13 protein-coding genes are annotated in these 23,381 nt (G+C 74.2%); 7 read left to right on the top strand and 6 right to left on the bottom strand.

Annotation, left to right across the window (positions count from 1 at the left end; translation table 11 throughout):
- The first annotated feature begins 52 nt into the window (after positions 1–52).
- Positions 53–1,798, top strand: a complete 1,746-nt coding sequence (locus tag rosag_RS17680) for a carboxypeptidase-like regulatory domain-containing protein (protein ID WP_284351492.1) — start codon at positions 53–55, stop codon at positions 1,796–1,798.
- A gap of 401 nt (positions 1,799–2,199) precedes the next feature.
- On the opposite strand, the gene rosag_RS17675 is transcribed toward rosag_RS17680, so the two are convergent.
- Positions 2,200–4,356, bottom strand: coding sequence for a transglycosylase domain-containing protein (locus tag rosag_RS17675; protein ID WP_284351491.1), 2,157 nt, complete (start codon positions 4,354–4,356; stop codon positions 2,200–2,202).
- Positions 4,357–4,595: 239 nt separating this feature from the next.
- Between rosag_RS17675 and rosag_RS17670 the strand changes: the two genes are divergently transcribed.
- The gene (locus rosag_RS17670) at positions 4,596–5,735 is read left to right on the top strand and encodes a polysaccharide deacetylase family protein (RefSeq protein ID WP_284351490.1); all 1,140 of its coding nucleotides are present in this window, start codon (positions 4,596–4,598) and stop codon (positions 5,733–5,735) included.
- 100 nt (positions 5,736–5,835) lie between these two features.
- On the opposite strand, the gene rosag_RS17665 is transcribed toward rosag_RS17670, so the two are convergent.
- The 3 genes from rosag_RS17665 to rosag_RS17655 all read right to left on the bottom strand — a co-directional run bounded on the left by rosag_RS17665 (position 5,836) and on the right by rosag_RS17655 (position 7,792).
- On the bottom strand, positions 5,836–6,141 hold the full coding sequence (locus tag rosag_RS17665) for a carboxymuconolactone decarboxylase family protein (protein ID WP_345784852.1): 306 nt from the start codon (positions 6,139–6,141) through the stop codon (positions 5,836–5,838).
- Positions 6,142–6,239: 98 nt separating this feature from the next.
- Positions 6,240–6,839 carry a tetratricopeptide repeat protein gene (locus tag rosag_RS17660; RefSeq protein WP_284351488.1) on the bottom strand — a complete coding sequence of 200 codons (600 nt, stop codon included), beginning with the start codon at positions 6,837–6,839 and terminating at the stop codon, positions 6,240–6,242.
- Positions 6,840–7,534: 695 nt separating this feature from the next.
- Positions 7,535–7,792, bottom strand: a complete 258-nt coding sequence (locus rosag_RS17655) for a hypothetical protein (RefSeq protein ID WP_284351487.1) — start codon at positions 7,790–7,792, stop codon at positions 7,535–7,537.
- Here rosag_RS17655 and rho point away from each other — a divergent pair.
- The 3 genes from rho (at position 7,782) to rosag_RS17640 (ending at position 17,030) form a co-directional block, all read left to right on the top strand.
- Entirely contained in the window at positions 7,782–9,476 is a 1,695-nt protein-coding gene (gene rho, locus rosag_RS17650; RefSeq protein ID WP_284351486.1) for a transcription termination factor Rho, read from the top strand. The two genes, rosag_RS17655 and rho, sit on opposite strands and share 11 nt — an antisense overlap.
- Positions 9,477–9,783: 307 nt before the next feature.
- A complete protein-coding gene (locus rosag_RS17645) occupies positions 9,784–12,183 on the top strand; it encodes a BamA/OMP85 family outer membrane protein (RefSeq protein WP_284351485.1) in 2,400 nt (799 codons plus the stop codon).
- Positions 12,183–17,030 carry a translocation/assembly module TamB domain-containing protein gene (locus rosag_RS17640; protein ID WP_284351484.1) on the top strand — a complete coding sequence of 1,616 codons (4,848 nt, stop codon included), beginning with the start codon at positions 12,183–12,185 and terminating at the stop codon, positions 17,028–17,030. The genes rosag_RS17645 and rosag_RS17640 overlap by 1 nt, the downstream gene beginning before the upstream one ends.
- A gap of 159 nt (positions 17,031–17,189) precedes the next feature.
- Here rosag_RS17640 and rosag_RS17635 read toward each other — a convergent pair whose 3' ends face one another.
- Both rosag_RS17635 and crcB read right to left on the bottom strand, forming a co-directional pair.
- The gene (locus rosag_RS17635) at positions 17,190–18,563 is read right to left on the bottom strand and encodes a dipeptidase (protein WP_284351483.1); all 1,374 of its coding nucleotides are present in this window, start codon (positions 18,561–18,563) and stop codon (positions 17,190–17,192) included.
- 99 nt (positions 18,564–18,662) lie between these two features.
- Positions 18,663–19,058, bottom strand: a complete 396-nt coding sequence (gene crcB, locus rosag_RS17630) for a fluoride efflux transporter CrcB (protein WP_284351482.1) — start codon at positions 19,056–19,058, stop codon at positions 18,663–18,665.
- Positions 19,059–19,476: 418 nt separating this feature from the next.
- On the opposite strand from crcB, the gene rosag_RS17625 reads away from it, so the two are divergent.
- A complete protein-coding gene (locus rosag_RS17625; RefSeq protein WP_284351481.1) occupies positions 19,477–21,252 on the top strand; it encodes an Ig-like domain-containing protein in 1,776 nt (591 codons plus the stop codon).
- 159 nt (positions 21,253–21,411) lie between these two features.
- Positions 21,412–23,304, top strand: coding sequence for an acyl-CoA dehydrogenase family protein (locus rosag_RS17620; protein WP_284351480.1), 1,893 nt, complete (start codon positions 21,412–21,414; stop codon positions 23,302–23,304).
- The last annotated feature ends 77 nt before the right edge of the window (positions 23,305–23,381 follow it).

The raw sequence follows: 23,381 nt of genomic DNA, 5'->3' as shown, positions 1-23,381 counted from the left end.
CCGGGGCCAGCTTCGCGGTCGGAGGGCACGTCGCCCGCCGGAGCCCACACGCATGCCCTTCCCTCGCCGCCCTCTCGCCCTCGCCGCCACCGCGCTCGCGCTCCCCTCGGGCGCGGGCGCGCAGGCGGTCGCGGGCCGGGTGGTGGACGCGGTCGCCGGCGCGCCGCTGCCGAACGCGGTCGTGGTGCTGCTCGACTCCGCCGCCTCGCGCCGCGTCGGCGCGCTGACCGACAGCACGGGGCGGTTCACGCTCGCCGCGCCCGCTCCCGGCACGTACACCGTGCGCGCGGAGCGCGTCGGCAGCACGAGCGCGACGTCCGCCGCGCTGGCGCTGCGCGCGGGCGACACGACGCACGTGACGCTCACGCTCGGCGCCGCGCTGCGGCTGTCGGCCGTGCAGGTCACGGCGCGCGAGCGGTGCCGCGTGCGCCCCGCGGAGGGCGAGATCGCCGCCCGCCTGTGGGACGAGGCGCGCAAGGCGCTCACCACCACCGCGCTCGGCGAGTCGCGCGAGCGGCCGGACCTGCGGCTCGCGCGCTTCACGCGCGTCGTCGCCCCGGACCGCAAGACCGTGCGCACCGAGACGTGGACGGTGGCGACGTCGGAGCTGCAGCAGTTCCGCAGCATGGACGTGGCGGACCTCGGCGCGCGCGGCTTCATCGAGCCGGCGATGTCCGCGGCCGGCAGCGACTCGCTCGTCTACTACGCCCCGGACGCCGAGGTGCTGCTGTCGGACGCGTTCCTCGAGTCGCACTGCCTGCGCGCCGTCGCGCCGCCGACCGGCCGCCCGGGGCAGCTCGGCCTCGCCATCGAGCCGGTGCCGCGGCGCGGCGCGAAGCGCGCCGACGTGCGGGGCACGCTCTGGATCGACACCGCGTCGTTCGAGCTGCGCGACTTCGAGTTCGAGTACACGGACCCCCCGGCGAACGTCCCCGCCGGGCGCGCGGGCGGGCGCGTGGCGTTCGGCCGCCTGCCGAACGGCGCGTGGTTCGTGGACCGGTGGATGATCTCGATGCCCACCGAGGACACGGTGAGCTACGTGCGCGGCGGGACGTCGTCGCTGCACGCGCCGGCGGTGCGCGACGAGCGCGAGATCAGCACCGTCGTGGGAGTGACCGAGGTCGGCGGCCGCGCGATCGTGCCCGGCGCGCGACGCGACGCGCTCGGCGCCACGGTGCTCGCGGGCACGCTCGTCGACAGCTCGGCCGGCGGGCGTCCGATGGCCGACGGGCGCCTCATCGTCCTCTCGACGCCGTACCAGGCGCTCGTCAACGCGGCGGGCGAGTTCTATCTGGAGGTGCCGCGCGCGGGCGACTTCCTGGTGCGCGTGGACGTCCCGCGCGCGGCGTCGCTGGGGCTCGCGTGGACGCAGATCCTCTCGCTGCAGCCGGGCCGCGAGCTGCGCGTGGAGGCCGCCATCCCGTCGGGCCCCACGCTGCGGCGGCTGCACTGCGGCGCGTCGGCCGACACGACGGCGCCGCTGGTGGCGGGCGTGGTGCGCGCGTGGCACGCGGCGAAGCGCGGCGACACGCCCGCGCTGCGCGACATCGCCGACGCGTCCATCGACGTCGAGTGGCGGCTGGCCGAGTGGCCCGCGGACTGGAAGGAGCGCCGCACGGTGCGCAGCGACGCACGCGGCCACTACCGCGTGTGCGACCTGCCCGCCGGCGCCGACGTCCAGCTGCGCGCGCGACGCGGCACGGCCGCCAGCGAGCCCTGGACCGGCCGCGCGGACGCGGGCGCGGTGCTGACGCAGGACTTCATGCTGCTGCCGGCGGCGGCGCTGGGGAAGCGATAGAACGCTGCGTGTCGCGTGCTGCGTGTCCAGCCGCTCGGGACGCGTCGTCGCGCCGTACCTGTTGGCCCGTTGGGGAGGATGCGGATGCTTCGGATCGGAACGGATCGTTCGGATCGCTCCGCGCGGTGCATGGGACGTCGCCGCCACGCGGAGCGATCCGAAGGATCAGCATCATCCGGAGCATCCGCATCCTCTCCAAATGGCAGAAAGGTCCGGCGCGCCGGACCCGAACGGCAACGGCAGCAAGGATGAACGTCCGAGAAGATCTGATAACGACGGATGGCTCCGAGTGGCGCGAGGTTCCCCGCCCTCCACCGGAGCTATCCGTCGTTATCGGATCTCATCCGAACTTCATCCTTGCAAATGCAGTTCGTCGTCCAGAACCGCAGTTCGCGGCCCGGCTACCAGCGGAAGATCTTCCCCAGCGCGCGTTTCAGCTTGCTCCCGGCCTTCTTCGCGCCCTCCTCCACCTTCTCGCCGATCTGCGGCGGCAGCTCCTGCCACACGGGCTCCGGCTCCGCGGGCGCGAGGTGCTCGGGGCAGTGGTCCGTGGGCTCGGTGCCCGCGCGGAACCACTCGTCGCGCGTCCACGGGCACCACTCGCTCGCCAGCAGCCCGTTGGTCGCGTCGATGCGGCGCTGCACGAGCCCCGCGGGCGGCTTCCAGTCGCCGCCGCGCTCGCGCCAGCCGTTGGCGTAGAACTCCGCCCACGCCGGCGCCGCCAGCCGCCCGCCCGACGCGTCGCGGCCGAGCGACCGCGGCTCGTCGTAGCCGAACCAGAAGCCGGCGACGACCGTCGGCGTGTAGCCCACGAACCAGACGTCCGTGCCGCCGTTCGTGGTGCCCGTCTTCCCCGCCATCGCGTCGCGCACGCCGTAGTCGCGCACCGCGCGCCCCGTCCCCTCCTCGATCACCGACTTCAGCATCGACGTCAGGAGGAAGGCGTCGCGCGCGTCCATCGCCTGCGCGCGCTGCGGCTCGCTCGTCCACAGCACCGCGCCGTCCACGCTCGCGATGCGCGTCACCAGCCGCGGCGTGACGCGGAAGCCGCCGTTGGCGAACGGCGCGTACGCGCTCACCAGCTCCAGCGGCGTCACCTCCGCGGCGCCGAGCGCGATCGCCGGGTTCGGATCGAGCTTGCTCGTGATGCCGTTGCGGCGCGCGGTCTGGATCACCTTCGCCTCGCCGAGCGAGCGGCTGACGCGCACCGTGGCCGCGTTGGCGGACTTGGTGAGCGCGCGGCGCAGCGTCGTGTGGCCCAGGTACTCGTCGTCGAAGTTGCGCGGCGCCCACACCGTGCGGCCGATCGCGACCTCGATGGGCACGTCGTCGACCTCGGTGGCCGGCGACATCCCGGCCTGCAGCGCGGCGGCGTACACGAACGGCTTGAACGCCGATCCCGGCTGCCGCCGCGCGCGCAGCACGCGGTTGAAGTTCCCGCGCTCGTAGCGGCGCCCGCCCACCAGCGCGCGCACGTCGCCGGTGCGCGGGTCGATCGCGACCATCGCGCCCTCCACGCCCTGCCGCGCCTTCGACGCGCCCTCGATCGCGTCGGCGCGGCGCTGCACCGCGCGCTGCGCCGCGCGCTGCGCCTCGACGTCGAGCGTCGTGTAGACCGTGAGGTCGTTGGACTCGATGCCCAGCACCTCGCGCACCGAGTCGACGATCGCGCGCACCGCGTCCAGCGCGTAGCTGTCGTCCTTCGCGTCCGGCCGCCACTCGTTCGCCGGCACCACGAGCCGCTCGGCCACCGCGGCGCGCGCCTGGTCGGGACGCAGGTAGCCCTCGCGCGCCATCAGCGCGAGCACGAGGTTGCGGCGCGTGATCGCGCGCTGCGGGTGGCGGCGCGGCGTGTACGCGCTGGGGCCCTTGGGCAGCGCGGCCAGCATCGCCGCCTGCGCCACGCTCACCTTCTCGATGCCGCGGCCGAACAGGTCGCGGCTCGCGCCCTCGACGCCGTACACGCCGTTGCCGAGGTAGATGACGTTCAGGTAGAGCTCGAGGATCTGCTCCTTGGTGAGCGTCCGCTCGATGAGGCGCGACAGCCGCAGCTCCAGGAGCTTGCGCGCCATCGACCGCTCGCCCTGCCGCTCGACCGCGAACGTGTTGCGGGCGAGCTGCATCGTGATCGTGCTGAACCCCTCGCGCACGCCCAGCGCGCGCACGTTCACCGCGGTGGCGCGCACGACGCCGCGCCAGTCGACGCCGTTGTGGTCGAAGAAGCGGCGGTCCTCGGTGGCGACGAACGCCTGCCGCACGTGCAGCGGCACCTTCGAGAGCGGGACGTTGAGCCGGCGCACCGCGCGCACGCGGCCGAGCGTCTGCCCGCGGCGGTCGACGATCCGCCCGCCCTCGCTGGGGCGGAAGCCGCGGATCTCGGCGCCGGTGGGGCAGGACTGGAAGCCGCAGGTCGCCAGCCACACGTCCAGCGTGACGACGCCCGCCAGCAGCAGCGCCATGCCCAGCAGGCCGGCCCACTGGCGGCGCAGCCAGACGCGGGCGGGCACGCGGGGATCGGGGCGCAGGCGGGCGCGGAGCTGGTGGAGCCGGGAAGGCATGATGGTCGGGAGAGGGGCGCGGGGAGTGCGCCGGGGATACGCAGAGCGTACGCCAACCCCCGCGTCGGCGGCCTCTGGCCGCGGCCGGCTCCGGGGCCCTCTGTGATACTGCGCGCACGGAGCCGTGTTTCCCCGCAACGGGCTCGGCCGTGAGGGGCGTCACACGCCTTGCATGGCCCTGCTACTGTACGACGGCGCGACGCCCGCGCCCTTCCCAGCCTCCACGCCGCCGCATCCCGATGTCGCTCCACCGTCCCTTCCCGACCGCGCTCGCGCTGAGCGCGGTCGCCGCGTTCTCCGCCTGCACCGGCGCCGAGGGCACCGCCCGCGCCGCCGGCACGCCCGACTCGGCCGCCGCCGTCGCGCCGGCCACCGACAGCGCCGCGCAGGGCGGCGAGGTCTCCGCCACGCCGTCGCCCGCGGGCGCGAGCACGGTCGCCACGACCGCGAACGATCCCGGCGCCGCGTCGCGCACGCCGAACGAGCTGGGGCGCATCCCCGTGCTCGAGTACCACCTGATCGTGCCCCAGGAGACCAACGAGTTCACGCGCACGCCGCAGCGGCTCCGGCAGGACCTGGAGGAGCTCTACAAGCGCGGCTACCGCCCGGTGAACATGACCGACGTGCTGGACAAGAAGATCCAGCAGCTGCCGAAGGGCATCTCGCCCGTCGTGCTGGTGTTCGACGACGCGTCGCCGTCGCAGTTCCGCTACATCGAGCGCAACGGGAAGCTGACGATCGATCCGACGAGCGCCGTCGGCATCCTCGAGGACTTCTCGGCCAAGCACGCCGACTGGCCGCGCAAGGCGGTGTTCTGCATGCTGCCCGCCGCGCAGGTCGGCCGCTCGTTCTTCGGCGACAAGGGGATCGAGGGGCAGAAGACGGAGTGGCGCTACCAGAAGCTGCAGTTCCTGCACAAGCAGGGCTACGAGCTGTGCAACCACACCCTGTACCACGCGCGCCTCGACCGCGCGGGCGAGAAGGTGCAGGAGTTCATCGCGCGCGGCGACATGGCGATCGACAGCGCGGTGCCGGGCTACAAGGTGCGCACCTTCGCGCTGCCGCTCGGCATGTGGCCGAAGAACCGCCCGCTGGCGTGGGCCGGGTCGTGGACGGATCCGAAGTCGAAGAAGACGGTCCGCTACAGCTACGACGCCGTGCTGGAGGTCTCGGGCAACCCGAACGAGAGCCCGTACGACCCGAACTGGAACAAGAACAGCATCAACCGGCAGATCATGTTCAAGAACGCCCTGGAGCTGACGCTCAACCGCCTCGACAAGGAGGGCGCGACCGGGCGCTACGTGTCGGACGGCGACGCGAGCACGGTGGCGAAGCCGGCGAGCATCACGCCGGTGCAGGCGAAGCCGAAGGGCGAGTGATCGACTGACCCTCCTCGGCACTCGGCGCTCCGCGCTCGGCGCTCACGTCGTCCCGCGAGGACGGTGAGCGCCGAGCGCGGAGCGCCGAGCGTATGAGGGATCAGGACTTCCGTTCGACCTCGGACCAGCGGTCGACGGCGCGCCGCATGTGCGGGATCACGATCGACCCGCCCACGATCAGCCCGATCGACAGCGCCTCGAACGCCTCCGCGCGGGTGACGCCCTCCTCGCGGCAGCGGATCACGTGGTAGGTGATGCAGTCGTCGCAGCGCAGCACGAGCGACGCGACGAGGCCGAGGAGCTCCTTCGTCTTCACGTCGAGCGCGCCCGCCTCGTAGGCGCGGCCGTCGAGCGCGAAGAAGCGGTTGACCACCAGGTTGTTCTCGCCGAGGATCTCGGCGTTCATGCGCTCGCGGAAGCGGCGGAACTCCTCGAGGGAGCCGGGCGCCTCGGCGTCGGCCGTCGGCGCGGCGGGCGCGGGATGGTTCGAATGATCCGGAGACATCAGAGCTTCCAGCCGCGAAGGGTCTTGAGCGCGTTCTCGAGCGCGCCGCGCTGCTCGGGCACGTCGGTGTTGGCGAGCAGCTCCTCGTAGGTCGCGATCGCGAGGACGAGCGCCTCGTCGTCGTGCTCCGCGCCGGCCAGCGAGGCGGCGTTGTCGGCCAGCAGCGCCTTGGCGAGGAAGTCCTGCGGGAAGCGCTTGGTGACCTGGTGCCAGCGCGCGGTGCGCTGGCGCGGGTCGGACTCGGCGAGCGCCCAGAGGTGCCAGGCGCCGCGGTTGGTGGGGTCGGCGGCGATGGCGCGCGTGGCCAGCTCGCCGACGACGTCGGGGCCGCGGCCGTGCAGCCAGTAGGCGTTGGCGAGGACGACGAGGGCGCGCGCGTCGTGCGGGCGCTGCTGGACGACGCGCTCGTAGAGCGGGCCGGCCACCTCGGGGATCTGGGCGTAGGGCGCCGCGGCGGCGATCAGCGCGTCGGCATCGGCGCCGTCGGCCAGCTCGGCGAGCCGCGTGTGCAGCGCGACGACGTCGGCCTGCGCCTCGTAGCGCGCGACCGCGTCCGCGACGGCGGCGGAGAGATCGAGGGTGTGCGACGTGTGGGGCATGCGCGGAAGCTAGCGAGGCTCGGGGCGCGCCGGGCACGCGACTGGCAGAGCGTCACCGGCGGGGACCCGGACGTCACGACCGCGCGCGGAGGGGTGCGCGCGGGTTGCGCGGCGTCCGACCACTGCCCACATTCGTAGGGCCACGGGCAGGGCGGACCGCAGCGGTCCGGCCCCGCGTCGGGTGCGACGCCTTCCTCGCTCGGCTCGCCCCGCTCGCGCACACGCCACTCGGTGACCGGAACGCGCGTGCTTCGTCCGCGCTCCGAGTGTCGCCCGCGGCACGCAGGGCCCGCCGCACCCGCATCGTGTCCGTACGTCCGGCACGCGGCGCCGGGCGACGGCCGACGACGTCCGGCCCGACCCGACGCCTCGCGCGTCCGGTCCGCGCCGACGGTTGGACTGTCCGGCGGCCCGGCCGCCGACCCCCCGAGTCGCACACCGTGCGTCGCCGACGCGCGCCCTTCCGGCGCGGCGCGCCGCCCGGTCATCCGGACGCTCGCGCCGAGCGGCCGCACCGCCGCGCATCGCGCGGCGAACCCGTTGTCGTGACCGCCGGCGAGCGCCGCGCGGCCGCGCATGCGGGGCCCCACCTCTCACACCTCGCGCTGCATGAACGAACCTCGTCGCCCCACTCGGCGTAGCCGGGGGCAGGGTCCGGCCGATTCCCCGTCGGCGGACGCCGGGGAGCTCAACCCCTACCGCGACGACAGCGCCGGCGGCCGGTCCACCGGCACCGCGACGGCGTCGGGCGACGCCGGCGAGGCGCGCGAGCCCGTGCGGCGGCGCCCCCGCACCACGCGCGCCGCGGCCGCGGCGGCCGAGTCCCCCGCCCCCACGGCTGCGGCGCCGGCCGAGTCGGCGGCTGGCGCGGCGAGCGGCGGCGACGGCAGCGAGGCCCCGGAGCGCCCCGCGCGCCGGGCGCGCACCCCGCGGACGCCGCGCGTGCCGCGCACGGGATCGGCGGGCGCGGACCCGACGGGCGACGTGGTGGTGGAGGGCGTGGCGAGCTTCGGCGGCGACGCGCCGCGAGAGAGCGCCCGTGAGAGTGCTCCACCGCGCGAGTCGGTGCGCGAGGAGCCGCGCGAGGTGCGCGAGCCGCGCGACGAGGCCGCGCCGGCGCGCGACGGCGCGCGTGAGGGCGGCCGCGAGTTCGACCGCGACAGCGGCGCGCGCCGCGAGGGGGAGAGCGGCCGCGAGTTCCGCAGCCGCGGCCGGCGCCGCCGCCGCGGCGGCCAGGGCGGACAGCCCGGCGGGCCCGGACCGCAGGGCGGCCAGTTCCAGCACGGGCGCGACGGCGCGCGCGACGGACAGCGGCCCAACCAGCGCGACGGGCACCGCGAGGGGTTCCGTGACGGGCCGCGCGACGCGGCGGCGAGCAACGGCTACGCGCCGCCGGGCCAGGGCGGCCCACGCGACCGCGACGAGTTCCGCGGCCGCGGCCGGCGCCAGCGCCAGCGCGGGCGCAACCGCAACGACTTCGCGAACGACCGGCCCGCGCCGTCGCAGGTCGTCGCCGACACCGAGGTCTCCGGCTGGATGGACCTGGGCCGCGAGGGGGGCTTCGTGCGCCAGGCGGCGAACAGCTACCTGCCCGCGCCGAACGACCCGTTCGTCCCCACGCACCTCGTGCGGCAGTACACGCTGCGGAAGGGCGACGCCGTGACGGCGATGGCGGGGCGCGACCACCGCGGCCGCACCGTCGTCACCGACATCCAGACGCTGAACGGGCTGGAGCCGACGCCCGAGGTCAAGCGTCCCGACTTCCAGGCGCTGCTGGCGACCTACCCCGAGCGCAAGCTGAAGCTGGAGACGGGCAAGCCGGCCAAGGGCGGCCCCGAGCTGACGCGCCGCGTGGTGGACCTGATCGCCCCGATCGGCTTCGGGCAGCGCGCGCTGATCGTGGCGCCCGCCCGCTCCGGCAAGACGATGCTGCTGCAGGCGATCGTCGAGGGCGTGGCGGTCAACCACCCGAACGCGGTGCTCCTGGTGCTGCTCGTCGACGAGCGCCCCGAGGAGGTCAGCGAGATGGTGCAGGTCGGCTACGGCGAGGTCGTGGCGTCGAGCTTCGACATGCCGGCCGAGCGCCACCGCGAGGTGGTGGAGATGGTGATGGAGCGCTCGCGCCGCCTGGTGGAGCAGAACAAGGACGTGGTGATCGTGCTCGACTCGATCACGCGCATGGCGCGCGCGTTCAACGCGGCGCGCGGCGTCGGCCGGACGCTCTCGGGCGGCCTCGATGCCAACGCGATGCAGACGCCGAAGGCGTTCTTCGGGTCGGCGCGCGCGGTGGCGGCGTCGCACGGCGGCGGGTCGCTGACGATCATCGGCACCGCGCTCGTCGAGACGGGGTCGCGGATGGACGACGTGATCTTCGAGGAGTTCAAGGGGACGGGCAACTGCGAGATCAAGCTGGACCGGTCGCTCGCGGAGCAGCGCCTCTTCCCGGCGATCGACATCCCGGCCTCGGGCACGCGGCGCGAGGACAAGCTGTTCCGCCCCGACCAGCTGGACGCGGTGTTCATCCTCCGGCGCGGGCTGCAGCAGATGCCGTCGTCGGCGGCGATCAGCTGGCTGACGAAGCGGATCGGGAACACGAAGGACAACGACGTGCTGCTGGCGACTCTCAAGGACGCGTAGTCGTTCGGGTCCTGCGGAGAACGGAACCGCGGAGGACGGAACGGCGGAGGACGATACCGCGTGTGACGAAAGGGCGGACGCTCCGAGCTTCGAGCTCGAAGGGTCCGCCCTTTCGTTTCGCGCCCGTTCGTTTTCCGCCCTTCCGTCCTCCGCCGTTCCGTTCTCCGCCGCGTCGGGCCCGCCCGGCCCGGGCTTTGCGCTTGGGGTGGCCGTCATGCGACCTCTCCCTTCCGCCCGCCTCCGTGGAGCGCGGACGGCGCTCGTCGCGTGCGCGCTGCTGGCCGGTGCCGCCGCCACCGGATCCGTCGTGCGCCCGCGTGCGCTGGCCGCGCAGACCATCCGCGACGATCGTGGCGAGACCGAGCGCCCCGAGGTCAAGGACGTCCGCTTCGAGGGCGTCAAGCAGCTGCGCCGCGACGAGGTCGCCCAGGCGGTGGCGACCAAGGAGTCCGCCTGCCTCGGGCTCGCCTTCACGCCGTTCTGCTGGATCTCCAAGTCGCCGTACATCTACGAGCGGCGCTACCTCGACCGCACCGAGCTGGCGCGCGACCTCGTGCGCCTGCTCGTCTTCTACTACAAGCACGGCTGGCGCGACGCGACCGTCGACACGGTCGTCACGCGCGTCGGCGAGAACGCCGTGCGCGTCACCTTCAAGGTGACCGAGGGTGCGCCGACGATCGTGAAGACGATCGCCGTCGACGACCCGGCGGGCCAGGTGGGGCGGCGGCGGCGCGGCCGCGGACGGATCGTGCGCCCGCAGCCCGGCGAGCCGCTCGACCTCTTCCGCCTCGACTCCACCGTCGTCGACCTGCGCAACGCCTACTGGCAGCGCGGCTACGGCGACGCGCAGGTGGACCGGCCCGTGATCGCCGTCGACGACTCGGCCGACACCGCGGCCGTGCGGCTCCCGGTGCAGCGCGGACGGCTCACGTACGTCTCGCGCATCGACGTCGTGCGCACCGGCACCCGGCAGGACGTGAAGGAGGAGACGATCCGCCGCTCGCTCTTCATCGAGCCGGGCGACCTGTTCGTGCGCTCCGACATCGCGCGCAGCCAGCGCGCGCTCTACGAGTCGGGGCTCTTCCGCAGCGCGCTGATCGACACCGCCGTCGCGCGCGACGCCGCCACCGGCCGCACGGTCTGCGCGCAGCAGACCAGCACCGCCGCGGGCGGCGCGGCGCCCGTGCGCGCCACCGCCGGCGCCCGCGCCGACGCCGCGGCCGGCGACAGCTCCAAGGCGCTCGTCGTCTGCGTCGTCGAGGGCCCCGCGCGCGAGGCGCGCGTCGCGGCCGGCTTCAACACCGCCGACTTCCTGCAGGTCGAGGGGCGCTTCACGCACAACTACTGGCTCGGCGACGCGCGGCGGCTCGACATCACCGGCGCGGTGGGCAACCTGGGCGCGGCGCAGCTCTACAACGTCTTCCCGTTCAGCTACGCGAACCCGTACCAGGGCAACGCGGCGCAGGAGGCGATCCGCCAGCAGGGCCGCTACTTCGCGCCCACCTACTCGGCCGGCATCGACCTGCGGCAGCGCTGGTTCGGCTCCCCGCGCAACACGCTCGGCGCGGGGCTGTTCGTGCACCGCCGCAGCTCGCCGGGCGTGTTCGTCGACCGCGGCCAGGGCGCCAACGTCGCCTTCACGCGCCAGCTCAGCGAGGACGTGCCGGCCAGCGGGACCTACCGCTTCGAGATCAGCCGCGTCGAGGCGGGCGACGTCTACTTCTGCGTCAACTACGGCGTCTGCGACGACGGCACGATCGAGGCGCTGCGCGGCCAGCAGCGGCTCTCGCCGCTGGCGCTCACCGCCAACATCAACCGCGCCGACGACCCGCTCTTCCCGACCCGCGGCACGCTCGCGCGCTTCGAGGCCGAGCACGCGTCGCGCATCAGCTTCTCGGACTTCCGCTACAACCGCGTCACCGCCGAGGGCTCCACCTACCGCCGCCTCCCCTTCCGCCGCAGCATCCTGGCGCTCCGCGCGCGCGGCGGCTGGGTGGACGCGCTCCCGGGCACCAACGCCGCGGTGGGCGTGCCGAGCGGGATGGACGACGGCGGGCAGATCCTGCACCCGCGCAAGCGCTTCTACGCCGGCGGCTCGCAGAGCGTCCGCGGCTTCGGCGAGAACCAGCTCGGCCCGCGCGTGCTGACGGTCTCGCCCGACGACATCCGCGGGCGGCGCGACACGACCATCGCGGGCGTGAAGCAGTCCGCCTACGCCTGCCCCGCGCCGACGTCGCTCGTCGACTGCTTCGCGCAGCGCCGCAACGAGATCGCCGACGACCGCTTCATCCCGCGACCGCTCGGCGGCACGACGCTGCTCGAGGGGAACGTCGAGGTGCGCCTCCCGATCTGGCGACAGATCTGGGGCGCCGTCTTCCTCGACGGCGCGATGCTCGGCGAGCGGACGCTGCGCGACCTCGGCAGCGGCACCGCGGCGCTGACGCCGGGCGTCGGCGTGCGCTACCTGTCGCCCGTCGGCCCGGTGCGCGTGGACATGGGCTTCCGCCCGACGCTGCAGGAGCCGCTCGCCGTCGTGACGCAGGTGGACGACTCGACCGGCCGGCGCCTGCTCGACCTGTCGCCCGACCGCAGCTGCAGCGGCGAGGGCGCGCCGGGCTGCCGCATCTATCCGCGCAGCGGCGCGACCGGCATCCGCGGCTTCCTGAACCGCATCACGCTCCACCTCTCCATCGGCGAGGCGTTCTGATGGCGCACGCACCGCCAACCATCCGCGACGACGCCAACGGCGAGCCGTCGCCCGAGCCGGGCCCGCACGAGCGCGCGGCCCACCCGCACCACCGCGGCCGGCGCGTCGCGGCCTGGATCGCGGGGCTGCTCCTCCTGCTGATCGCCGTCGCGGTCGCGCTCGTGCTCGTGGTGAGCAACACCGACTGGGGGCGCGAGCAGCTGCGCCGCCGCGTCGTCGCCGCGCTCGCGAACACCGTGCACGGGCGCTTCCAGCTCGGCCGCATCTCGGGCAACCTGCTGAAGGGGATCACGGCGCACGACGTCGCGATCGCCGACTCGGCCGGCAACCCGTTCCTCCGCGTCGACTCGGTCAGCACGCGCTACGGGCTGCGCTCCTTCTTCTCGAAGAAGGTCGAGCTGTCCGACGTCGCGCTCTGGCGCCCGGTCATCGTGCTCGACCGCCGGCCGGGGGAGCAGTGGAACTGGGAGCGCATCTTCCCGCGCGACACCACCAAGGTCGACACGAGCACCGCGCCGGGCTGGGGCGACTACCTCGTGCTGCGCGCGGTGCGCGTGGTCGACGGGCGGGTGACGGTGCGCACGCCGTGGTCGCCGGACAGCTCGATCGTCGGCAACGCGCGCGACAGCACGATCGCCGCGGCGCTGGACAGCGCGAGCCGCGCGCTGGTCGAGCGCGTCCCGGGCGGCTACCAGCGCGTGCAGGACTACCGCGAGCTGAACGGCCGCTTCCCGCTCCTCCGCATCGCGCACCCAGACTTCGCGTCGCGTCGCTTCGAGATCGACTCGCTGCGCGTCGTCGCGCTCCCCTTCCGCCCGCCCGCGGCCGTCGTGCGGCAGGCGCGGGGCGCCGTGGAGATCTCGAGCGACTCGGTCTGGTGGCGCAACGTGCTCGCGGTCATGCCCGACTCGCGCGCCACGCTCAGCGGGCGCTACGACCTCAGGACCGACGACCTGCGCCTTGGCGGGCGCGGCACGCCGGTGTCGCTGGCGGACGTGCGCTTCATCCTGCCCGACCTGCCGGACGGCACGGCGACCTCCGACTTCACCATCGCGCTGGCGGAGCGGTCGCAGGGCTACCGCTTCGACGCGCTCGACCTGCGCACCGGCGAGACGACGGTGCGCGGGCGGGTCGCGCTGGTCCTCAGCGACACCGCGGGCACCGCGCCCGTGACCTTCGACTCGACGGCGGTCGTCTTCACGAAGCTCGACACGCGGCTCATCGAGCGGCTCGCGCCGAACGTCGAGGTCCCGCGCCACGGCATCCTCGGCGGGCGGCTGGCGGCGGACGGCGCGCTGTCGGCGCTGCAGCTGGACGGCGACGTGACGTTCGACGACCCGCGCACGGGCCGCAGCCGCGTCGTCGCCGTCGGCGAGATCGGCACGGGCGAGGGCGTCGTACGCGCGAAGGGGATGCGCGTGCAGCTGGCGCCGATGCAGGTCGATCTCGCGCGGCTGTTCGTCGACGACCTGCCGGTGCACGGCACGCTCACCGGCGTCGCGACGCTCGACGGGTCCACGGACACGCGGCTCACCGCGTCGTCGCTCGACCTCACGCACCTGGACCGCGGCGCGCGCTCGCGCCTGACGGGACGGGCGGCGGTGGCGCTCGGCCGCGCCGACCGGCCGGCGCGCGCGCCCGCGCCGCCGACGCGCACCGTGGCGACGACCTCCCCCGCCCCGCTGCGCGACGACGCGCGCCGCCGCACGGCCGCCGACGGCCCGCGCCGCGCCGCGCCCTGGTTCGACGTCGACGTCACGGCGCGTCCGCTCTCGCTCGTCACCGTCGGCCGCTTCGCGCCGGCCGCGGGGCTGCGCGGCACGGCGAGCGGCCCGATCCGCCTCACCGGCACGATGGACGACCTGCGCGTCGCCTCGTCGCTGCGGCTGAGCGACGGCGGCGCCTTCTCGGCGCGCGGGCAGCTCGACCTGACGGGCGTCATCGGCTACGACATGCTGGTGACGACGACGCTGTTCAACGCCAACGCGGTGGTGGCGAAGGCGCCGCGCACGTCGCTCACGGGCCGCTTCGCCGCGCGCGGGCGCGGCACCGACCCGGCGACGCTCACCAGCACCGTCGCCGCGGACATCACGACCAGCACCATCGACACGATCGCGGTCGACTCGTCGCGCATCCGGCTGCGCGCCGCGCAGGGCATCGCGCAGGTGGACACGTTCACCGTGCGCGCGCCGGGCACCGCGGCCGACCTGCGGGGCTCGTTCGGCCTCACGGGGACGCGCAGCGGCACGCTCGACTACCGCATCGCGATCGACTCGCTGCCGGCGATCGCGCGCTACCTGCCGCGCGACACGGGCGCCGTCGCGCCGCGCCCGCTGCTCGCAGCACAGCAGCTCGCGAAGGCGCGCGCCGACTCGGCCGCGCGGGCGCGCCGCACGATGGTGGCGGTGGCCGCGGGCGACTCGGCGCCGGTGCCGCGCGTGACGGTCGACACCGCGCCCAGCATCCCCAAGGACTCGCTCTCGGGCTCCGTGTTCGCGGCGGGGCGCATCAGCGGCTCGATCGAGAACTTCGACCTGCGCGGCCGCGCGGGCGCCACGCAGCTGGTCGCGCTGGGCAACCAGGTCGGCCGCGCGCGCGTCGCGTACAACTGGCTCGGCGCGCGCACGCCGGGCAGCGCGCTCGCCGTCGCCGCGGTGGCGGACTCGGTGCGGGTCAGCGGCTTCGCGCTCGACAGCGTGGACGCGCGCGCCACGTGGCGCCCCGACGCGGTGGGCACGAGCAGCGGCACCGGCGTCGTCGCGGTGTTCCAGGACGTCGGCCGCTCGTACGACCTGCGCGCCGACTACGCGATCTTCCCCGACCGCCGCGAGGCGACGTTCTCGCAGCTGCGCCTGCGCTTCGACTCGACGCTGTGGGCCGCGACGCGGCCGGGCGCCGTGCGCTGGGGCCAGCCGGGGATCGAGGTCGAGACGATCGAGCTCACCAACGGCGCGACGGGCCGCCTGTTCGTGGACGGCAAGCTGCCGACGACCGGTCCCGCCGACCTGCGCGTCGCCGTGCGCGACTTCGAGATCGGCGACGCGCTCGGCCTCGTGCAGAGCGACGTCGCGATGACCGGCCGCGTGTCGCTCGACGCGACGCTGCAGGGCACGGCCGCGGCGCCCGTCATCAGGGGCACGGCGACGGTCGCCGGCGCGCAGTACCGCGGCACCGAGGTGCCCGACATCCGCGCCACGGTGGACTACGCGGACGCGCGCCTGCGCGGGAACGCCGAGGTGACGCGCGGGCCGCGGCCGGTGCTGACGGCCACGGGCTCGCTGCCGATCAACCTCGCGCTGCAGGGCGTCACGGGTCCGCGGCTGGCGGAGAACGCGCAGGTCACGGTGGACGCGCGCCTCGACTCGCTGCCGCTCGACCTGGCGTCGCGCTTCACCGACGCGGTGTCGGACGTGCGCGGCACGGCGGCCGGCACGCTGTCGGTGCGCGGCCCGCTGAAGAAGCCCGTCGCCACGGGCGACCTGCAGCTCGCCGACGCGTCGCTGCGGCTGACGGCGACGGGCACGCAGCTGCGCGACGCGCTGGGCACGGTGCACCTGCGCGGCGACACGGTGGTGATCGACTCGATCGTCGGCTACACGATGACGCGGCGCCGCGGGCCGCTGGCGATCCGCGGCGGCATCGGCATCGCGGACGCGACCAAGCCGTCGTTCGACGTGCGGCTGATCGCCGACCGCGCCCGCGTGCTGGACAACGAGCAGGGGCGCGTGGACGCGAGCGCGCAGATCTCGATGTACGGCCCGTTCGACCGCGTGTTCGTGAGCGGCGGCGCGCGCGTGCTGGGCGGCGTGATCTACGTGCCGGAGTCGGACAAGAAGCAGGTGCTGAAGGCGGGCGACCCGGCGGTGTTCGCGGTCATCGACACGACGCGCCTCGACGTCGGGGAGCTGATCCCCGCGCAGTCGCCGCTGCTCGAGAACCTGCGCATGGACCTGTTCGTCGGCGTCGACCGCGACACGTGGGTGCGCTCGCGCGAGGCGAACGTCGAGGTCTACAGCGACGGCGACCTGCGGCTGCGCGTGGACCGCGCGAAGCAGGCGATCGTGCTCGACGGCATCGTCGTCACGGAGCGCGGCCAGTACACCTTCCTCAGCAAGCGCTTCCAGGTGAAGCGCGGCTCGGCGACGTTCGTCGGCTCGCAGGAGCTGAACCCGAACCTGCAGATCACGGCCGAGTACGAGGTGAAGCAGGCGGCGCGCGAGCCGCTCGTGATCCGCATCCAGATCGGCGGGACGGTGCTGGCGCCGCGCATCGCGCTGGAGAGCGACGCGCAGCCGCCCATCGCGCAGACGGACCTGCTCAGCTACCTCGCGTTCGGCAGCGAGAGCGGCTCGCTGCTGCAGGTCGGCGGGTCGAGCGTGGCCGGCAGCTCGTCGGGCGGCGTGCCGATCGGCGCCACGGCATCGCTCGCGAGCAAGCAGCTCGCCGGCGTCGCGCTCGGCGTGCTCGCGGACGCGAGCGAGGCACGCCTCGGCCGCTCGCTGGGCGCGGACGTGCTGAACATCACGCCGGTCCCCGACCTGCCGCCGGAGCAGTTCGTCGAGCTCTCCGGGCTCGAGACGGTGCTGAAGGGCACGCAGATCGAGTTCGGCAAGTACTTCAACCGGCAGCTGTTCGTCGGCCTGCAGGCAACGCCGGCGTTCTACACGAGCAAGCCCCCGATCCCCGGCTTCCGCGTCGAGTACCGCTTCGCGCGTCTCCCGGGCTTCAGCCTGGAGTCCGCGTGGCAGCCCCGCTTCTTCCTGCCCGAGCCGTCGCTGGCGCCGGCGGAGAACGTGGAGGCGAAGAATGCGCTGGGGTTGTTCCTGGTGCGCCGCTGGCGCTTCTGAGCGCACGGAAAGGCGGAGGACGGAACGGCGGAGGACGAAGACGCGGAAGACGATGGAGCGTGAAACGAGAAGGCGGACCCCTCGGCTTGAGGCTTCAAGCTCGCAGGGTCCGCCTTTCCGTTTCACGCCGTATCGTCCTCCGCCGTATCGTTCTCCGCCTTATCGGCTCCCGCCGTAGACGTCATAGAGTCTCGCCATGGCGCGCATGCCCTTGTCGTAGTTCTCCAACGACATCCACTCGTTCGGCGCGTGCGCGTTCTCGCCCGGCAGCCCGAAGCCGACCAGCAGCACCGGCGCGCCGAGCACGCGCTCGAAGTCGCCGACGACCGGGATCGAGCCGCCCTCGCCCGTCACCACCGGCTCGCGGCCGAACACCTCGGCCAGCGCGACCTTCGCCGCGTCGAACAGCGGCCCGCCGAGGTCCGCGCGCCAGGGGCGGCCGCCGTGGAGGTGCGTCGCGGTCACCGTCACACCGGCCGGCGCGACGCGCGCGACGTGCGCCTGCATCAGCGCCTCGATGCGCTTCGGGTCCTGGTCCGGCACGAGGCGGCAGCTGACCTTCGCCATCGCCTTCGCGGGGAGCACCGTCTTCGCGCCCTCGCCCGTGTAGCCGCTCAGCAGCCCGTTCACCTCGCACGTCGGACGCGTCCACAGCCGCTCCAGCACCGTGTACCCCGTCTCGCCGCCGAGCGCCGGCGCGCCCGTCTCGGCGCGGAAGTGCTCCTCGTCGAACGGGAGGCCGCGCATCTGCGCCCGCACCGCGTCGGGGAACGGGCGCACGTCGTCGTAGAAGCCCGGGATCGCGACCTTCCCCGTCTCGTCGTGCATCGTCGCGAGGATGCGCGCGAGCGCCATCGCCGGGTTCACGACCGCGCCGCCGTAGCTGCCCGAGTGCAGGTCGCCCGCGGGCCCCTGCACGTCGATCTGGAAGTACGCCATGCCGCGCAGTGACGAGAGGATCGACGGGATCCCCTTCGCGAACATCGCCGAGTCGGAGATGACGACCGCGTCGCAGGCCAGGCGCTCGCGGTTCGCCTCGATGAACGCCTCGAGGTTGACGCTCCCCACCTCCTCCTCGCCCTCGGCCAGCACGATGACGTTCACCGGCAGCGTGCCGCGCACCTTGAGGTGCGCTTCGAGCGCCTTCACGTGCAGGAAGAGCTGGCCCTTGTCGTCCACGCTGCCGCGCGCGTAGACGTTGCCGTCGCGGATCGTCGGCTCGAACGCCGGCGAGTCCCACAGCTCCAGCGGCTCGGCGGGCTGCACGTCGTAGTGGCCGTAGATCAGCAGCGTGGGCTTCCCGGCGCCCGCCTCGCGCCGCTCGCCGAGCACGATCGGGTGGCCCGGCGTGTCGATGGTCTCCGCGCGCAGCCCGACCGTCTCGAGCGCGCCCTGCAGCCACGCCGCCGCGCGGCGCGTGTCGGCGTCGTGCTCCGAGCGCGCGCTGACGCTGGGGATGCGCAGGAAGTCGAACAGCTCGTCGCGCACGCGCGCGGCGTTGGCGTCGAAGAAGGCGGCGAGGTCGCGGGACATGGTGGTGGAGAACGGAGAGGCGGGGAACGGTGAGGCGGAGGACGATACGACGGACGACGACGATGCGGAGAACGGTGGAGCGGGAACGAGCGGGCGGGATCAGCGCGGCCCCGCGAGCGTGCGGCCGAGCGCGAGCCCGGCGACGGTCGCGAGGACGCCGAGGACGACGCTGGCGGACGCGTAGAGCGCCGCGCGCGCGTACGCGCCGCGTCCGGCCAGCGCGACCACCTCGGCGCTGAAGGCGGAGAAGGTGGTGAAGCCCCCGCAGACGCCGACGCCGACCAGCAGGCGCGCGGCGGCGTCGGGGCGCTCGGGCGCGGCGGCGAGCACGACGCCCAGCAGGAGCGACCCGGCGACGTTGATGGCGAGCGTCCCCACCGGGAACCCGGCCGAGGCCCCGGCGAGGGCCCGCGTGAGCAGGAAGCGCGCGACCGACCCGGCGGCGCCGCCGGCGGCGACGAGCAGGAGGGCGGCGGGGGCGGGGGTGGCTTGCATGGGGCAGAAACTAAGGGGCGGAGGACGGAACGGCGGAGGACGGTGAAGCGGAGGACGGAACGGCGTGAGACGACAGGGCGGCCCCTCCGGCCCCGAGCGTCAAGCTCGAAAGGTCCGCCTTTCCGTTTCACGCCCCATCGTCGTCCGCCGTTCCGTCCTCCGCGGTTCCGTCCTCCGCTTCACCACGCCCGCCGGGTGCCGATACTCCTCTCGGGAGGGTATACGCGGGTGCTGCGGTCCGTGACCGCCGCCACGGGGGCACGCATTTCTCGTTGTGACCGCCACCGCGCCGTACTAACCTAGACGCCAGATCCGCCGCGCCGACCGGGTCCACCCGGACGGCCGGCGCCGTGCCGTGCCGCAGCGTCGCGAGGCCGCGTCGCGCCCACGGACGGCTCACCTCAGCTTTCGGAGCAGCATGCGGTACTTGGTCCCCTCGCCGGCCGGTGGCCGGCGGACGGTCGGCCCGCGCGTCGCGCGATCCCTCGCATCGGCCGCGGCCGTCCTCGCGCTGGCGGGGTGCTCGTGGATCACCGGCGTGCCGAACGTCGACCGCGTGCGCGTCACGCTCGGCTCGTCGAGCGTCGCCGCGGGCGCCAGCGTCCCGGTCACCGGCGAGTCGTTCGAGAAGAGCGGCGCGTTGATCACGCACCGGCAGCGGATCGTGCGCCTCACCTCGTCCGACCCCAGCGTCGCGACCGTGAGCGGCTCGGGCACCGGCACGGTGATCGGCGTCAAGGCGGGTACCGCTTGGGTCATCGGCGAGGCCGGCGGCAAGCGCGACTCGGCGCAGATCACCGTGACGCCGCCGCCCGCGAACGAGGTCCAGCTCGACCCGCCCTTCCCGCGCGTGCGCGTCGGCAGCACGACGACGGTCGCGATCCGCGCCCTCGGCAGCAACGGGCAGCTGCTCACCGGCTACACCGTCGCCTGCCAGAGCAGCACGCCGACCGTCCTCGGCGCCGCGGCCTCGGGCACCAACTGCGCGCTCAACGGGCTGAACGTCGGGACCGCGGTCCTCCGCGTCACGATCAACGGCGTGACGCAGCGGGACTTCAACGTCATCGTCGAGAACGAGACGCCCGCCCGGGTGGAGCCGAGCGTGCGCTCGCCGCTGCGCGAGACCGAGCGCGTGTCCGTGAACGTGGTGCTGCGCCGGGCCGACGGGTCGGTCATCCCGTCCGCCGGCCGCGTCTTCGGCTACAGCTCGTCCGACAACGCGGTGCTCAGCATCGACCCGTCGGGCGTGCTGACCGCCAACCGCGAGGGCACGGCGACGATCACCGTCACCGCGGACAACGTCACCGGCACGCAGGTCGTGCAGGTCACGAAGATCCCGGTCGTCGAGGTGCTGCTGCCGCAGGCGCCCGTGTTCCGCGTGGGCGCACAGAACGGGCTGCAGGCGACGGCGCTGGACAGCCTCAACCGGCAGCTGTCGACGGCGGGCCGCCTCGTGCGCTTCACGGCCGTCGATCCCACCGTCCTGACGATCAACAGCGCCACCGGGATCATCCAGCCGCTCAAGCCGGGCACGACGGACATCACCGTCCGCATCGACTCGATCGAGCGAAGGACGACGGCGACCGTCACCGCGATCCCGGTCGGCGCGGTGCGCATCAACACCAAGACGGTCGACGGGAACCCGGGTACGACGGTGCAGTACACGGCACAGGTGCTCGACTCGCTGAACCGCGTGCTGACCGACCGCACCGTGCGGTGGACGAGCTCCAACTCCGCGATCGTGTCGATCAACGCGTCGACGGGCCTCGCCACCGCGATCAATCCGGGGCAGGTGCAGATCACGGCGATCGTCGAGCGGGTGCCCGGCCGGCCCATCGATGGCGAGGTCGGGGACGCCGGGCTGTTCAACGTCTTCGCCACGCCGGTCGCCCGCGTCGAGGTCGCGCCGACGACGGTCTCGCTGCGTGTCGGCCAGGCGACGCTGGTCTCGCTGGTGGCGCGCGACGCGGCGGGCAACCAGCTGTTCGGCCGCACCATCGCCGCCACGTCCAGCAACCCGGGCGTCGCGGTCGCCGACGGGACCGGACGGGTGCAGGCCATCAGCGCCGGTACGACGACGATCACCTTCCAGGCGGTGACCGCCGGCAACCAGCCCGAAGGGCAGCCCGCCGAGCTCCAGGTCACCGTGAGCGCCACGACGGTGTCGGTGCGGCAGCTTCCCGCGAGGCCCTGACACGCCTGGCGGACGCGCCCCACACCGGCACGATGACGAGGCCCCGCCGAATGGCGGGGCCTCGTCGCTTTTCGGACGCGCACGATCCACCTTCCCGATCGGCGCGCATCCTGCCCTCCGTGGCGGGCACCGCCGTACTCCCCGTTCGCGACCGAGCCCATGCCCAGCCCCACCAAGTCCGCCGCCCCCGACAAGCCCTCGTTCCTGCGCGGGCTGTTCGCGGGCGCGATCCACGATGCCCTGCTCTTCCCGTTCCCCGATCCGCTGGAGCGGCGCGACGCGGACGAGGCGCGCACGGTGCGGCGGCTCATCGCCTCGGCGCACGCGATGCGCGACGCGGGCCTCATCGACTCCGCGCGCTTCGACGCCGAGGAGACGATCCCCGACGAGACGATCCGCGCGATGGCCGAGGCGGGGCTGCTGGGCATCACGGTGCCGCGCGAGTACGGCGGGCTCGGACTCTCCAGCACGGGCTACGCGCGCGTCTTCGGCGAGGTCGCGGCGATGGACGCGTCGCTCGGCGTCGTGATCGGCGTGCACGCGGGGCTCGGGTGCAAGCCGCTCGTGCTGTTCGGCACCGACGAGCAGAAGGCGCGCTACCTCCCCGCCCTCGCGCGCGGCGAGACGCTGGCCGCGTACGCGCTCACGGAGCCGGAGACGGGCTCCGACGCGCAGCACATCGTCACGCGCGCGGAGCCCGACGGCGAGGGTGGCTGGCGCATCACGGGGCGCAAGCACTGGATCGGCCTCGCGCACCGCGCGGGCGTCATCACGGTGTTCGCGCAGACGCCGACGACGGGGCGCGACGGCAGGCCCGCGCAGCGCCCGACCGCGTTCATCGTGCGCCCCGACATGCCGGGCTTCCGCGTCGTGGGCACCGTGCGCAAGCTCGGCATCCGCGGCTCGACGCAGGCGGAGCTGGAGTTCGACCGCTGCGCGGTGCCCGCGGACCACGTGCTGGGCCAGGTGGGCAAGGGCTTCTCGGTCGCGGTGAACGTGCTGAACGGCGGCCGCCTGTCGCTCGCCGCCGGCTGCGCGCAGGGCGCGAAGGCGATCGTCGGCGAGATGGCGCGCTACGCCGAGCAGCGCATCCAGTTCGGCGCGCCGCTGGCGAGCTTCGAGATCACGCAGCGCAAGCTCTCCACGCTGGCCGCGGAGACGTACGCCGCCGACGCGATGGTGGGCCACCTGAGCGCGGCGCTCGACCGCGGCGACGTCGACGCGGCGCTCGAAGCGGCGGCGGCGAAGGTGTTCAACAGTGAGCTGATCTGGCGCGCCGCCGACGAGATGGTGCAGGTCGCGGGCGGCCGCGGCTACGTGATGCCGTATCCGTACGAGCGGATGCTGCGCGACGCGCGCATCAACCGGATCTTCGAGGGCGCGAACGACGTGCTGCGGCTGTTCATCGCGCTCAACGGCATCGAGGGGCCGGCGGAGAAGCTGCAGGAGCTGGGCGCGGCGCTGCGCAAGCCGATCCAGAACTTCAACGCCGTCGCCGGCTACGCGACCGACCGCGTGCGCACGGCGCTCGGCAGCCCCGTGGACGGCGTGGACGTGCGGCTGCACGGCCGGCTGCTGCACCACAAGCGCTTCCTCGAGAAGCACACCGCGGAGCTCAAGGGCGCCGCGCAGGCCGCGATCCTCGCGCACCGCAAGAAGATCATCGAGCGGCAGCTGGTCACCGAGCGCCTCGCGAACATGGCGATCGAGCTGTACGCGCGCTCGGCCACGATCGCGCGCACGCAGCGCCTGCTGGAGGAGCGCGGCGAGGGCGCGTGCGCGCACGAGCTGGCGCTGTGCGACCTGTTCTGCGTCGAGAGCGGCCAGCGCTTCCGCGCGCAGCGCGAGCTGCTGGGCGGCCGCTCGGAGGCGGTGGACGACGCGCGGCGCGCGGTGGCGGCGCGCGTGCGGGCGGCGGCGGGCTACGATGTCTCGGACGCGGTCCTCGACCGCGGTGGGGCGGAGGACGGAACGGCGGAGAACCGAACGGCGGACGACGATGGAGCGCGATACGGAAGGGCGGCGGCTTCCACCTCGAAGCTCGGAGCCTGAAGGGTCCGCCCCACCGTTGCACGCCTCATCGTCTTCCGCGTCATCGTCCTCCGTCGTTCCGTCCTCCGCACTTCGGT

The organism is Roseisolibacter agri (genome assembly GCF_030159095.1).
GTDB classification, from domain to species: domain Bacteria; phylum Gemmatimonadota; class Gemmatimonadetes; order Gemmatimonadales; family Gemmatimonadaceae; genus Roseisolibacter; species Roseisolibacter agri.
Note: the sequence above shows the minus strand (reverse complement) of the source record. Positions and strands in the feature narration are given on the sequence as shown.

Bases quoted from the DNA above. Each gene is read 5' to 3' on its own strand.
- rosag_RS17680 (WP_284351492.1), top strand. From the start codon at position 53: ATGCCCTTCCCTCGCCGCCCTCTCGCCCTCGCCGCCACCGCGCTCGCG.
- rosag_RS17675 (WP_284351491.1), bottom strand. From the start codon at position 4,356: ATGCCTTCCCGGCTCCACCAGCTCCGCGCCCGCCTGCGCCCCGATCCC.
- rosag_RS17670 (WP_284351490.1), top strand. From the start codon at position 4,596: ATGTCGCTCCACCGTCCCTTCCCGACCGCGCTCGCGCTGAGCGCGGTC.
- rosag_RS17665 (WP_345784852.1), bottom strand. From the start codon at position 6,141: ATGAACGCCGAGATCCTCGGCGAGAACAACCTGGTGGTCAACCGCTTC.
- rosag_RS17660 (WP_284351488.1), bottom strand. From the start codon at position 6,839: ATGCCCCACACGTCGCACACCCTCGATCTCTCCGCCGCCGTCGCGGAC.
- rosag_RS17640 (WP_284351484.1), top strand. From the start codon at position 12,183: ATGGCGCACGCACCGCCAACCATCCGCGACGACGCCAACGGCGAGCCG.
- rosag_RS17635 (WP_284351483.1), bottom strand. From the start codon at position 18,563: ATGTCCCGCGACCTCGCCGCCTTCTTCGACGCCAACGCCGCGCGCGTG.
- crcB (WP_284351482.1), bottom strand. From the start codon at position 19,058: ATGCAAGCCACCCCCGCCCCCGCCGCCCTCCTGCTCGTCGCCGCCGGC.
- rosag_RS17625 (WP_284351481.1), top strand. From the start codon at position 19,477: ATGCGGTACTTGGTCCCCTCGCCGGCCGGTGGCCGGCGGACGGTCGGC.
- rosag_RS17620 (WP_284351480.1), top strand. From the start codon at position 21,412: ATGCCCAGCCCCACCAAGTCCGCCGCCCCCGACAAGCCCTCGTTCCTG.